The sequence below is a fragment of the Paraburkholderia graminis C4D1M genome (genome assembly GCF_000172415.1).
Classification (GTDB): Bacteria; Pseudomonadota; Gammaproteobacteria; order Burkholderiales; family Burkholderiaceae; genus Paraburkholderia; species Paraburkholderia graminis.
The window spans coordinates 85,727-98,248 of the sequence record NZ_ABLD01000015.1 but is presented as its reverse complement, the minus strand read 5'-3'; the positions used below and the strand labels follow the sequence as shown (position 1 = coordinate 98,248).

11 protein-coding genes are annotated in these 12,522 nt (G+C 59.8%); 8 read left to right on the top strand and 3 right to left on the bottom strand.

Going from position 1 to position 12,522, the window contains the following annotated elements:
* Positions 1–31: 31 nt before the first annotated feature.
* Complete coding sequence (locus BGRAMDRAFT_RS21915; protein WP_232292328.1) at positions 32–1,027, top strand: helix-turn-helix transcriptional regulator; 996 nt, start codon at positions 32–34, stop codon at positions 1,025–1,027.
* A 12-nt stretch (positions 1,028–1,039) separates the two neighbouring features.
* Here the strand turns inward: BGRAMDRAFT_RS21915 and BGRAMDRAFT_RS21910 are convergent, their stop codons facing one another.
* Positions 1,040–1,486, bottom strand: coding sequence for a type II 3-dehydroquinate dehydratase (locus BGRAMDRAFT_RS21910; protein ID WP_006051018.1), 447 nt, complete (start codon positions 1,484–1,486; stop codon positions 1,040–1,042).
* Between the two features lie 4 nt (positions 1,487–1,490).
* Positions 1,491–2,774 carry an MFS transporter gene (locus BGRAMDRAFT_RS21905; protein WP_029969330.1) on the bottom strand — a complete coding sequence of 428 codons (1,284 nt, stop codon included), beginning with the start codon at positions 2,772–2,774 and terminating at the stop codon, positions 1,491–1,493.
* 192 nt (positions 2,775–2,966) lie between these two features.
* Between BGRAMDRAFT_RS21905 and BGRAMDRAFT_RS21900 the strand changes: the two genes are divergently transcribed.
* On the top strand, positions 2,967–3,752 hold the full coding sequence (locus BGRAMDRAFT_RS21900) for an IclR family transcriptional regulator (RefSeq protein WP_006051016.1): 786 nt from the start codon (positions 2,967–2,969) through the stop codon (positions 3,750–3,752).
* 24 nt (positions 3,753–3,776) lie between these two features.
* On the opposite strand, the gene BGRAMDRAFT_RS21895 is transcribed toward BGRAMDRAFT_RS21900, so the two are convergent.
* The gene (locus BGRAMDRAFT_RS21895) at positions 3,777–4,646 is read right to left on the bottom strand and encodes a LysR family transcriptional regulator (RefSeq protein WP_006051015.1); all 870 of its coding nucleotides are present in this window, start codon (positions 4,644–4,646) and stop codon (positions 3,777–3,779) included.
* Between the two features lie 120 nt (positions 4,647–4,766).
* Here BGRAMDRAFT_RS21895 and BGRAMDRAFT_RS21890 point away from each other — a divergent pair, with 120 nt between their 5' ends.
* The 6 genes from BGRAMDRAFT_RS21890 (at position 4,767) to BGRAMDRAFT_RS21865 (ending at position 12,482) form a co-directional block, all read left to right on the top strand.
* Positions 4,767–6,158 (top strand): MFS transporter, encoded by a 1,392-nt coding sequence (locus BGRAMDRAFT_RS21890; RefSeq protein ID WP_006051014.1) that lies wholly within the window; start codon positions 4,767–4,769, stop codon positions 6,156–6,158.
* A 107-nt stretch (positions 6,159–6,265) separates the two neighbouring features.
* Positions 6,266–7,384, top strand: coding sequence for an NAD(P)/FAD-dependent oxidoreductase (locus BGRAMDRAFT_RS21885; protein ID WP_006051013.1), 1,119 nt, complete (start codon positions 6,266–6,268; stop codon positions 7,382–7,384).
* 862 nt (positions 7,385–8,246) lie between these two features.
* The gene (locus BGRAMDRAFT_RS21880; protein ID WP_006051012.1) at positions 8,247–9,062 is read left to right on the top strand and encodes an enoyl-CoA hydratase-related protein; all 816 of its coding nucleotides are present in this window, start codon (positions 8,247–8,249) and stop codon (positions 9,060–9,062) included.
* Between the two features lie 72 nt (positions 9,063–9,134).
* Positions 9,135–10,502 (top strand): MFS transporter, encoded by a 1,368-nt coding sequence (locus BGRAMDRAFT_RS21875; protein ID WP_006051011.1) that lies wholly within the window; start codon positions 9,135–9,137, stop codon positions 10,500–10,502.
* 42 nt (positions 10,503–10,544) lie between these two features.
* A complete protein-coding gene (locus BGRAMDRAFT_RS21870; RefSeq protein ID WP_006051010.1) occupies positions 10,545–11,504 on the top strand; it encodes a hydroxymethylglutaryl-CoA lyase in 960 nt (319 codons plus the stop codon).
* A gap of 78 nt (positions 11,505–11,582) precedes the next feature.
* The gene (locus BGRAMDRAFT_RS21865; protein WP_006051009.1) at positions 11,583–12,482 is read left to right on the top strand and encodes an MBL fold metallo-hydrolase; all 900 of its coding nucleotides are present in this window, start codon (positions 11,583–11,585) and stop codon (positions 12,480–12,482) included.
* The last annotated feature ends 40 nt before the right edge of the window (positions 12,483–12,522 follow it).

Sequence of the window (12,522 nt, the reverse complement as noted above, 5' to 3'; positions counted from 1 at the left end):
ACAGCGTGCTTCCCGACGGCGCCAATGTCGCATGGTTGACGGAGCGCATCTAGCAATTGCCATTACTAGTAATGGCAGTAACAGGGAACGCAGGAGGACACGAAACATGGAAAAGCAGCAGCGTCTGAACGAACTGGCCGATTTTCTGAGGACGCGTCGCGCCCGTCTTCGACCCGAGGACATCGACTTTCCAAGCGGCAGCCGTCGCAAGACGCCGGGGCTGCGGCGCGAAGAAGTGGCCGAGCGCGCCGGCATCAGCGTCACCTGGTATGCGTGGCTCGAACAGGGCAGGGAAGTGAATGTGTCGTTCAAGACGATCGAAAGTCTCGCGAATGCGTTGAAGCTATCGCCGCACGAGCGCACACATCTCTTCGAACTGGCCAACCACTACACGCCGCCCGGACCGTATCCGATTGCTCAAAACGTGACAGATACCGTTCGACGCATGCTCGATCAGCTCGGCAACATGCCGGCCTACGTGGTTGACGGCAACTGGAACTATGTGACGTGGAACGAAGCGGCGGTGCGTGTGTTTACCGACTTCCGCAAGATGCCTGCGGGCCGCTGCAATCTGCTGTGGTTCACGTTCCAGCAGGACGGTGCGCGCTCGCTCTTTCAAGGTTGGGACGCCTACGCAAAATGCGTGCTTGCGCAGTTTCGCGGCGACTATATTCTTCGCCCGTCGGGTGAAGTGTTTTTGCGTGATCTCGTCGAAGAACTGAACGATACCGATGCTGACTTCTGCCGCTGGTGGGCGGAGCATGAGGTGCTCAAGCGAAGCGACTGGCGCAAGGTTATGGAGCACCCTGTTGCAGGCGTGCTCGAACTCGATGCACTGTCGCTCGAGGTGCCGGACGCGCCCGGCATGCGCATCATGGTCTATACGCCCGCGCCGTCGACGGATACGGCGCAGCGTATCGAGGCGTTGATGAGAACCGGCCACGTCGATGCCATTCCATTTCCGGCTGCCACGGTACTCGATACTTTTCGGAAAGCACGGGCACCGAAAGCAGGACATCGCGGATAAGAAAGGACTGGCTTAAGTCGGGCTGCCCCACAGATCGTCGACTGCGCGGATCGCCAGCAAATAGCCGTTTGCGCCGGCCCCGCAGATCACGGCGGTGGCCGCCACCGAAATGGTCGAGTGACGGTATTCTTCCGAGCGCTTATGGATATTGGTGATGTGCAATTCCACCACCGGCCGGCGAATCAGCTTGACTGCGTCGAGCACCGGAATCCGGCCGAACGAGAAGCCCGCCGGATTGATGATGAGCGCGGCGTCCTGCAGGAATGCTTCCTGAATCCAGTCGATCAACTGGCTTTCGCTGTTGGTCTGACGGAATACGCAGTCGAACTCGAGCGTGTCGGCCAACGTCAGGCAGTTCTGTTCGATCTCCTTGAGCGTGGTGCTGCCGTAAATATGGGGCTCTCTTGCGCCCAGCATGTTCAGATTGGAGCCGTTGAGGATATAGAGTTTGCGGGTCATGGTTTCAATGTGTAGAAGAGCTTTCGAGCGCGGTGCCTCTGGTTTCGCGCGATATCGCGATCATCAGGAACGAGAGCAGGTTCAGCGAGCCGCACACCGCGACGATGGCCCACGGAGAACCGTGAAATGCATTGAGCAGCGCCACCGCGACAATCGGCATCGGCCCGCCGGTGAGCAGGTTGGCGCCCGAGTACGATAGGGCAGAGCCGGTGTAGCGTGCCTCGGTCGGAAAGGACTCGGCAAACCAGACCGGCTGGATGCCGCTCTGAAATTGTGTGAAGCCGAGGAAGGCGCCCATCACCGCCATCGTCATGCCAATCGAGTTCTGGTTCAGAACCGGAAAATAGATCAGGCAGCAGATCAGCGTGCAGAACGAGCCGATCATCAGCGCACGCCTGCGTCCGATCCGATCGCTCAGATAGCCGCCCAGCAGCGCGCCGGCAATCGCGCAGACATTTGCAACCATCAGCAGCATGAAGCCGGTTTGCTTGGGCACGCCCAAATGTTTCGTCAGGTAGCTGAGCGAGAAGACCACGATCAGATAGAAGAGCGCAGCGGGGCCGCAGAAGAACAGCGTCAGGCGAAGGGCGGTGCGCCAGTGATACCTGAAGACGGTGCCGAGCGGATTGGCGGCGCGCACCGGAGCGCCCGTCTTTTTGAGCGCCTCGAAGGCCGGTGTCTCGCTGACCTTCCTGCGGATGTAGATGCCGAGCAGCACGAGGACAAAACTTGCGAGGAACGGAACGCGCCATCCCCAGGCGTTGAAGTCGTCCGATGAAAGCAGGGCGGCCATCGTAAAGAGCGAGAGATTGGCGAGAATCTGACTGAGCGGCGAGCAGATGCCAAGCAGTCCGGAATACCAGCCGCGCCGGTTGGCTGATGCGTGCTCCACTGCCATCAGTTGCGCGCCGGTCGATTCGCCGCCGAGCGCGAAGCCCTGGATGATACGCAGCGACACCAGCAACGTCGGCGCGAGAATGCCGACCTGCTGGTAAGTGGGCAGCAAGCCCATCAGAAACGACGACACGCCCATCACCGAGACAGTGATCAGCATCAGCTTGCGACGTCCCCAGCGGTCGCCGAGCATCCCGCAGATCACCGCGCCGAGCGGCCGTGCGGCGAGCCCCGCCCAGAAACTCGCCAGCGATGCGAGCAGCGACGCGGTCGGGTCGAGTGAAGGGAAAAACAGCTTTGGAAAGATCGTGGCCGCGACCACGCCATACAGCGCGAAGTCGAACCATTCGAGTGCGGTGCCGACGGTTGCGCCCGCTACCGCGCGGCGCGCCATCAAATGGGCCTGCGCGGACTGTTTCCCCGCGGCCACGTCTGAGTCTGAATCTGCGAACGACGACATGTTGTCTCCTCAATCCCGATGTGTTGAAACGTTCGTTCTGGCGACGAACAAATGCTATTGTTTGCGCTCTCCAAACGAGGCGTTCCACGCTGGAACTGCTTTTCACATGATGGAAGCGGACGCGACATGTCGCTGAAGAACGGTCTCAGGATTCTCGATTGGCTGGCCTCGCAAGGCGAGGGCGCAGGCCTCGTGGCGATTGCCGACGCCTTGTCCCTGCCGCGCAGCACGTGCCACCGTCTGCTCACGGACCTCGTCGAAGGCGGGTATGTGCGGCAGCTCGTCGATCACAGCCGCTATATCCTGACCATGCGGATGACGTCGAACGGACTCGAGTTTCTGAGCCTCACCGGCATTGCCGATATCGCCCAGCCGATTATCGAGCGCGTCGCCGCAAAGACCGGCGAACTGGCGCGGCTGTCGCTCGTCGACGGTGACGCCATTATCTGGGTCGGCAAGGCGGACGGGCAGCGCGTCGGCTTTCGCTACGATCCCGACATGGGCCACGCAGCGCGGCTGTCATGCACGTCGACCGGTCACGCGTGGCTCATGACAATGACCGACGAGCAGGCGGTGGCACTGGTTATCAAGCAGGGCTTCGGTCAGCCGAACGAGTTCGGGCCGAATGCGCCGACCACGATCAAGGCACTGCTCGGTTTCCTGCACGCTGCGCGAGTGCGCGGCTACGCGATGATCGACGAGGTGTTTGCGCCGCGCATGTCGGCGGTGGCGGTGCCCGTGGTGAGCGGCTCGCGCTGCGTGGGCGTGATCAGTCTGGCGGGACCGCGGGTGCGGCTGACCGCCGAGAAGATTCACGAGTACTCGGTGCCGCTGCGCGAGGCTGCGAACGAACTTGCGCAGTTGAGCAACATGGCGGGGTTTCCTGGTCGGCCGCCGCTTGGGAAGGGGTGATCGACTCCTCGAAAAATCACCCAATCAGTCGAGGGCGGCGAGCGCCATTTCGATGAGTTGCTCGTGACGTCTGGTTGCGTCGCTACTCTGTTTGCGCGAAATCATGAAAAGAGAAAGGGGCTCGGGGGGATCTACCGCGATCCGGTGGATCGTGCATCCGGTCTCCTTCGCCAATGGCGCCGTCAAAAAACTCGGGACGATTGCCCACGCCGCATTTCTGAGCATTGGCGCGAGCATGTGTGCTTTCTCAACCCAATTTACGTGCCGCGAAAACCCGCGCCGAATGCGCCATAAATCGAACTGAGGCGACCACGGCAAATGAATTTCTCTCGATGGGTCGAGATCCGTCATGTCGAGCGCTTCAGGCAAAGATGTCTTACCCGACGCAGCATAGACCACAAGCATCGCGTAATCGCGGAGCTTTCTTGAGACAAGGTCGACGTGTTCGGACGGGGTCAGTGTGAAGGCTACGTCCAGGTGACCAGATGCAACGCGGTTAGCGAGCTGGAAATAGCGCGAACTTTCCATATGCAGACGAACGGGCGGTGTCTCGTCGCAGAGCGCAGCGATAAACGGCGGAAGGACGTTGATCGCAACCGCGTCGACCGAACCGACGGCAAGGTGTCTTACCTGGTTGCCCTGAAGTTGCTCAGCCTCGACTTCGAGCATTTTCCAGCGCTCGGCAATGTCGAGAAACCGCTCACCTTCGGCGGTCAGCGATATGCCCCTCGCTCCCCGCGAGCGCAGCAACAGCAGATGTCCTATCCGGCGCTCGAGGGACTGGATCCGATACGAGACAGTCGACTGCGTCGTGGATACGATCTCGGCCGCCTGAAGCAGGCTTCCCGAGCGGACCACCGCCAGGAATGTGTTGATCTCCTCGCTAAACAACATATCAAGTCCTTCGATATTCGGTGAATAAAATCCGACATTGACCGATATTGTGCCGAACCTTAGCCTACTCGAACAGAACAACATCTCCGTCATCTGATTCGGCAACGTTTGGAGGCACATATGGCAAAGACACTCGTCGGCATCGAAGATTTACCTACGAGCCGCTTCCACAGGAGGATTGCCGTTGTGGCGGCAGGGGGGCCGTTCTGTGACGGCTATTTGCTAGGGATCATTGTTGTAGCGCTGCCGTTCATTGCGAAGGATCTCGCGCTGAGCGCGCTGCAGATCGGTCTGATCGGCGCCTCCAGCCTCATTGGCATGTTCGCGGGCGGCGTCGTTTTCGGACCAATGACGGACCGCTTCGGCCGCCAGAAGATGTATGTGCTCAATCTCGCCGTATTCGTTATCTGCTCACTCGCGCACTTGTTCGTGCATGACGTGACGACGCTCTTCGTCCTTCGTTTCATCATGGGGGTTGCGCTGGGCGCGGACTATCCCATCGCCACCGCGCTCGCAGCTGAATTCCTGCCCCGGAAGCTTCGCGGGCCGGTTCTCGCGAGCCTCGTGCTTCTGCTCTGGGTCGGATACACGTTAAGCCTTGCAACGGGTTTGATCGTGAGCGGTAGCGAAAGCGGTGTATGGCGCTACATTCTTGCGAGCGCTGCCATCCCTTCAGCACTTTTCCTGCTGCTGCGCCTTAACATCCCCGAGTCGCCGCGCTGGTTGATTTCCGTAGGACGGGTAGAGGCGGCGCGTGGCATCGTGGAACAGCATCTTGGGCCCCAGGTTGACTTTGATGCGCTCGTTGCTGAGACGCGTGTCAGCACTTCAAGGCGTGGCCTCGGACTGTCAAAAATCCGCGAACTGATTTCGCGGGGCTATGGGCGCATGCTGGTGTTCTGCTCGATCTTCTGGATGTGCCAGATTGCGCCCTCGTTCGCAATCAAGACGTTTCAACCGATGTTGCTGAAGTCGCTCGGCGTCACCAGGCCACTCGCCGGCTCGCTCGTAATCATTTCGTTTGCGATCGTCGGAACCGCGATCGGCATGTTCGTCGTCAACCGGGTCGGTCGACGCACGCTTTGTCTTGCCTCATTCGTTCTTGCAACGCTCGCGCTGTTTCTTCTCGCGACGCCGATGTCGGGCATTGCCACTGTTGCGATTGGTTTATTCATTCTCTTCACGGTGGCCGAAGCTGCCGGTTCCGGGCTGCAGTTCATCTACCCGAACGAGATTTTCCCGACTGACCTTCGAGCAACCGGTATGGGACTCGCCATGTCTGCAAGCCGCATCGGAGCCGCGGCAGGAACCTTCCTCCTTCCTACGGTACTCGTCCATTTCGGAAGCGCGACTGGTCTGCTTATCGCGGGCGGGATCAGCCTGGTTGGCCTGCTCGTATCTGCTCGCATGGCTCCCGAGACCCGTCATGTGTCGCTTGGCGCGGCAAACGCTCCGACGGTGGACGCGAGCGCCGGCGAACACGCTCTGCAGCGAAGAGAGGCTCGCAGCTGACCGGTAAGAACGGCGCAGCCTTCCTTGACACTGGGGAGCCACGGCAACTCAAATTTTAAGAATCTCACCCTGGCAACGCTATTTGCATCAACGAAAAGAGGCACTCTATGAATTCGGCACCTAAAGTGGTCATCATCGGTGCAGGCATCATCGGCACCACGCTCGCTTATGATTTCGCGAAACGCGGCGCGCGCGTGACCGTGCTCGACAAGCACGAGGTCGCGAAAGGCGCGACATCGGGATCCTTCGCGTGGATTACGAACCAGACGAAGTTCCGCAACGCGGACTCGCTCGGCGAAGTCGGCGCGCAGCATTACTTCAATCTGCATCGACTGTCGCACTTGCGCTGGCGTTATCTGCAAAGCGAGATCGGCGGTCTGCCGATCCGCTGGTCTGGCTGCTTGCAAAGCGCCGAGCCGGATACCGCTGAGGCAGCGGAACTCGCGGCGGAACTCGACCGGCGCCTGCGGTGGGGCAGCCCGACTTATCGCGTCACCACGGCCGAGGCACGCGACATTGAGCCGGGGTTTGAACCAGGCGCCGAGACGGATATTTTCTACACGCCTGACGAAGGGATGATGTCGCCTGTGCAACTGACGTCAATGATGCTCGAGGCCGCGGTCGCACACGGGGCGCAGTATTCGCCGCACGACGCGTATCAGGGCTTTACGAAGACGGCGGACGGTTACGAGATCCGGAGCGGAAGTGGCAAGCGCGAGGCCGATATTCTCATCTTCGCGGGCGGCATTGCGAACCCGGAACTCGTCGAAGGTACGGGGCTTAAGGCACCGCTCATCCACAGCACGGGCAGCGTCGTCCACCTCGCGCCGTTGCCGCGGCTTTTCGATTCGGTCATTCTTGGCGCACACGTTCATGCGATTCAGCGCATCGACGGTCGCGTGGTCATCGCCAAGCACTTCTCCGGTTCACCCGTTGGAGATCCAAGCACGCCCGACCCGGAGGAGCTCGTGCGTGTCGCCGCCCGAGTGCTACCAGGTTTGAAGAACGCCATTTTCGAGAAAGTCACCGAAACGCGTCGCGTCATTCCGGCTGACGGGTTGCCTGTCGTGAGCCGCTCTAAAGAACTTCCCGGCGTGCTTTCTATTACGACGAACGCAGGCATTAGTCTGGCAGCCGGATTGTCGCAACTGATCACCACGGAACTGCTTGACGGCGTGACTGTGAAGCTATTGGACCCCTATCGCTCAGAGCGCTTTGTCGGCTAAGCAATGCTTTGACGTCTGCCCAGGCGCATCGCCATGAAGCGGCCTCGGTGGATGAACCTGCCGAGGCCGCGCGGCCGCCCGCTCCGCTCAACCTTTGCTCGGGAGACCGGACGTCGTCTATCCGGCGGCGTCCGGTTTTGGATTGAATCCTGGACTGAGGCACGCCAGGAAAACCAAACCATGACGAACGCGATTGTCGCGGCCGTGAAAACCGAAGGTAACGAGCGTGGCGATCATGAGCGCCGTGCCGGTGGCAAACTGAGATCGGAAAATCATGAGCAACGCAGCACTTCAACATAAGCAGCGGTGCGCGAACACGCTGCATTGTTAGGCTCAAGAACAAGTGCCGTGCTGGACGGCAAATTCAGCAGATGAACTACGTTCCTACGCCTACCTCTACGCCTGCGCTTAAGGCTGAAATGGACTCACCAATAGCTGAGTACGATCGCGCGGCGGCTGACTTCGATGCGGCCCGTGCGGCATGCGATACGCCTGTTTTCGTCGCACTTGTCCGATAGACGGGGAAAGATTCTTTGCCAGTGCCGGGCCATCGCTACTGGTTATCACGGATATAACCTATTACGTTCACGTGATTGCAACGTTTCATTACCCGTACATAGGGCGCATCAGTACACTCGGTTGTCAGTGCGAGGCGCGGCTATCAGTCGCCGAGTCCGTGACCGTGCAGCTTACCGATATCAGGGAAATGGTTCCGGCCTGCTGATCCGCTCACAACATGAAACGATCAGGCGCCGTTGCGCTCGGCGCTGCCCGCATCCAGTAGTGACAGGCATCGGAGCGGTGAGCAGCCCACGTCTCGCCGGTGCAGTTTTTCATTGATAGATACGCATCAGGAGTCACATTGAAGATAGCTCAACACCTCGACCCGGCCACGATCAGGACGTTGGCGCTTGAAGAAATCGATGGCCAGATTCTCGTGATCCGGTTGAACCGCCCAGAAGTGTCGAACGCAATCAGCACACCAATGGGCCAGGAGCTGATCAAGGTCTTCGGTGCGCTGGAGGTCGACCCCACTCAATATCGTTGCGCGATTCTCACGGGTACGGGTGAGCGGGCCTTCTGCGGTGGAGCGGATCTCAAGCAACGCGAAGGCATGACGGACGAGCAGTTCGGCACGCAGCACTATCTGTTCGAACGCATGGTGCGCGCAATCACCCATTGCCCGATTCCTCTTATCTGCGCCGTCAATGGATCGGCAGTTGCAGGCGGCCTCGAACTGCTGCTGGCGTGTGATTTCGCCTATGCATCGAATCAGGCCGTCTTCGGATTTACAGAGGTGAAACGCGGAATCATGCCGGGGGGCGGTGGTACCCAGCAGCTTCCTCGCACGATCGGTACGCGACGCTCGAAAGAACTGATTTTTCGCGGCTCGAAGTTCTCAGCGGAAGAAGCGCTCGCGTGGGGTGTCGTGAACCAGTTGTACGAGCCGAACCAGGTGCTGGCACGCGCGATCGAAGCCGCCCGTGACATCTGCACGAGCGCACCTCTTTCAGTTGCGCAGGCAAAGAAGGCGATCGACCTCGGGATGCAAAGCGATCTGAACACGGGTCTCTTCATCGAAATAGAAGCCTACAACCGGCTCATCCCGACGCAAGACCGTCTTGAAGGTATCAGTGCATATAACGAGAAGCGGCAGCCTGTCTTCAAGGGACGCTAGCCGCACCGCACAGGAAAGCCGCCAGTCGCGCGTGGCGGCCAACTAACCGGCCTTTCGCCGGAGGAGACATGCATGAACTCGCCCATCAGTGCCGCGGCTAGTCCGCTGGCAGAGCAAGCATATCGAAAAATCACGCGGCGCCTGATTCCTTTCCTGTTCCTCTGTTACGTGTTCGCTTTCCTGGACCGTGTGAACGTCGGAATTGCGCAGCTCGACATGAAACACGACATCGGCTTCAGCGACTTCACCTACAGCATTGGCGCAGGCATTTTCTTTCTCGGCTACGTGCTGATGGAAGTGCCGAGCAACCTTCTGTTGACGAGAATCGGCGTAAAGCGGACCTTCTCGCGAATCATGGTTCTGTGGGGCATCCTGGCTGCGGCGACCGCATTCGTGACCCTCCCGTCGCATTTCTACACCGTACGCTTTCTGCTCGGTCTTGCCGAAGCCGGTCTGTATCCGGGCATCATTTTCTATCTGACGCGCTGGTACCCCGTCGAGCGCCGTGCCAAAGCCATTGCTATCTTCACTTGTGCAACGGGCATAGCCGGGTTGCTTGGCGGCCCGATGTCCGGCTGGCTGATGACGCACATGGAGGGCATCCGCGCCATGCATGGCTGGCAATGGATGTTCATCGTACAGGGCTTGCCGGCAAGCTTCCTTGGCATTGCCGCATTTTTCTTCCTGGACGACGGCCCCGAAAAAGCAAAGTGGCTGAGTGACGCCGAGAAGGCGCAGATTCTCGCGGACCTGAAGCACAGTTCAGGTGTGAGCGGGACGCACGCGGAACACACCTTCATGAATGCACTTCGCGACCCACGCGTGTATGTGATGGGCTTCGTCTGGTTTGCACAGATTGCGGGTGTGTTTGCGATCGGCTTCTGGTTACCCACGCTGATCAAGAGTACGGGGCTGACGAGTCCGCTAGAAATCGGTATCTATTCGGCCATTCCGTACTTCGTGAGCTGGATTGCGCTGATCGGGATGAACTGGAACTCCGACCGCACGATGGAGCGCCGCTGGCACTGCGGCATCACGATGATTATCGGTGCCCTCGGTCTGTTTGCGGCGGGTCTGATTCACGGCAGCCTTGCATGGTCGCTGGTGGCGCTTTCGATCGCGACGGCGGGGATTCTTGCGCCCAATCCTCTGATCTGGGCGATTTCGACGGACTACATCCGCGGCAGCGGAGCAGCAGGCGGAGTCGCCGTCGTGAACTGTATCGGTCTGCTCGGAGGGTTTGTCAGTCCCATGATCATCGGCTCGATCAAGACGGCGACCAACAGCATGGCTGGAGGACTCGGCGCCATCTCCCTGCTCATGCTCATCGGCGCGCTTGCTGCAATTGTGCTCGCTCCGAAAACGACGGGTGCCAGGTCGCTCGAGGAGCTTGCCGCTGACAGGCTGGACGACTCCGCGGCAGCGAACGTAATGCTTTGACAGATGCCCATGCGGTCATCTGGTGACGAAGGAGATTCAGGAATGACGACGCGTGAAAAGGTGACAGTGCGGGAAGTAGGGCTGCGCGATGGCCTGCAAATGGTCCGGACGATTCTGTCGACAGAGCAGAAGCTGGAGTGGTGCCGGCGAATGGTGGAGGCCGGCTCGGTCGAAATCGAAGTGACGTCGTTCGTGCCTCCCAAAATCGTCCCGCAGTTTGCCGATGCAGTGGAAGTGGCTCGGGGCGCGCTCGATATAACCGGACTGCACGCTGCGGCGCTGGTTCCGAATCTGAAGGGGGCGCAACGCGCGTTTGAAGTCGGTCTGAGCAAGGTGCATTACGTGCTGTCGGCAAGTAACGAACACAACCTGAAAAATGTGCGCCGGACGACGGCGGAGTCAGTGGAAGACTTCGCGCGGATTGTCCTCGAGCGCGACACCGTTGAACGCACAGCGCGCAGAATCACGCTCGGCGCGGGCGTGGCGACCGCGTTCGGCTGCACGATCTCCGGCCGCGTCGAAGAAAGCGGGGTGCTCGGTCTCGTGGAAACACTCCTCGAAGCAGGCGCTGACGAGATCACGATTGCCGATACGGTCGGTTATGCGAATCCCCGCCAGGTGAAGGCGCTGATGCGCGAGGTTCTCGCGATCACCAGGGACGTGCCGGTCGCCTGTCATTTCCACGACACCCGGGGCCTCGGTCTTGCCAATGTCGTCGCCGCGCTCGATGCCGGTGTGCGCAGCTTCGACTCTTCGCTAGGCGGTCTTGGCGGGTGTCCGTTCGCGCCGAATGCCACTGGGAACATCAATACCGAAGACACTGTTTTTCTCCTGGAATCCGAAGGGTTCGATACGGGCATAAATATCGATGCGCTGCTTGCAATCAGGGAGACGATTGCGGGCTGGTTACCAGGTGAGCCGTTCACGGGTGCCATTGCGCGAGCAGGCGTTCCCAAGACATTCGATCTGCGCGAGGCGGAGATGCTCCCGGCGGGGCAGTGACGGTAATGCATTGCCACGTGTGCGCGTCGGTCCGCGCCCCGGCATGAAATGTTTTTGAAGCGGAAGAAGGAGAACGCAGTGCACGTGCAGAAAATCGGCGACGTCGAGATCAGCAAGTTCAGCGAGATCGATAGCCTGGAGTTTGAACCGAATTGGCTTTTCCCCACGGTCGAGAGCGACTTCGTGAAGGAGCAGCGCAGCTGGCTCGGTCCGCGCCTGATCGAACCGACCGACCTCAAGCTGTATCTCAGCTTCCACAGCTACGTTGTCAAAACGCGCCATCACACCATTCTTGTGGACACCTGCAACGGAAATCACAAGCAACGTCCGTCGATGCCGGCATGGAGCAACCTGCAGACGCCATACATCGATAACCTGGCGGCGCTGGGCATCCGTCCGGAAGACATCGACTACGTGATGTGCACGCATCTGCACACCGATCATGTCGGCTGGAACACTCGTCTAGAAGATGGCCGCTGGGTTCCGACCTTCCCGCGTGCGAAATACATCTTCTCGCGCACCGAGTACGACCATCTGATGAAACTGCATCAGTCGAATCCTGAATTGCCGGTGAATCGCGGCTCGTTCGTCGATAGCGTGCTGCCTGTCGTCGAACACGGCCAGGCGAGGTTTGTCGAAATGGACCATTCGTTCGAGCACGAACTCGGCGAGAATGTGTGGTTCACTCCGGCAGCGGGCCACACTGCGGGCCATGTGCTGATTCATGTCGGGCATGAGCATGGCGAACATGCCGTAATGACCGGCGACGTGATCCACCATCCAATCCAGTTTGTCGACCCTTCGCTCCCGAACGCGGCGGATTTCGACGCCGGGCTGGCCCATCAGGCGCGGCTGGGTGTGATGAGCCGCTACGCGGACACGTCAACGAAAATCCTGACGGCTCACTTCCCGTCGCCAACGGCCGGTCGCGTGGTGAGCCACGGTGACAGCTTCCGCTTTGCTTTCGACAAGGAATAAGCAGTAGAGGGCATGCGCGCGCAAGACGCAGATTGCGTGC

Coding starts and splice junctions, on each gene's coding strand:
- BGRAMDRAFT_RS21915 (WP_232292328.1), top strand. CDS start 32: ATGGTTGACGGAGCGCATCTAGCAATTGCCATTACTAGTAATGGCAGT.
- BGRAMDRAFT_RS21910 (WP_006051018.1), bottom strand. CDS start 1,486: ATGACCCGCAAACTCTATATCCTCAACGGCTCCAATCTGAACATGCTG.
- BGRAMDRAFT_RS21905 (WP_029969330.1), bottom strand. CDS start 2,774: ATGGCGCGCCGCGCGGTAGCGGGCGCAACCGTCGGCACCGCACTCGAA.
- BGRAMDRAFT_RS21900 (WP_006051016.1), top strand. CDS start 2,967: ATGTCGCTGAAGAACGGTCTCAGGATTCTCGATTGGCTGGCCTCGCAA.
- BGRAMDRAFT_RS21895 (WP_006051015.1), bottom strand. CDS start 4,646: ATGTTGTTTAGCGAGGAGATCAACACATTCCTGGCGGTGGTCCGCTCG.
- BGRAMDRAFT_RS21890 (WP_006051014.1), top strand. CDS start 4,767: ATGGCAAAGACACTCGTCGGCATCGAAGATTTACCTACGAGCCGCTTC.
- BGRAMDRAFT_RS21885 (WP_006051013.1), top strand. CDS start 6,266: ATGAATTCGGCACCTAAAGTGGTCATCATCGGTGCAGGCATCATCGGC.
- BGRAMDRAFT_RS21875 (WP_006051011.1), top strand. CDS start 9,135: ATGAACTCGCCCATCAGTGCCGCGGCTAGTCCGCTGGCAGAGCAAGCA.
- BGRAMDRAFT_RS21870 (WP_006051010.1), top strand. CDS start 10,545: ATGACGACGCGTGAAAAGGTGACAGTGCGGGAAGTAGGGCTGCGCGAT.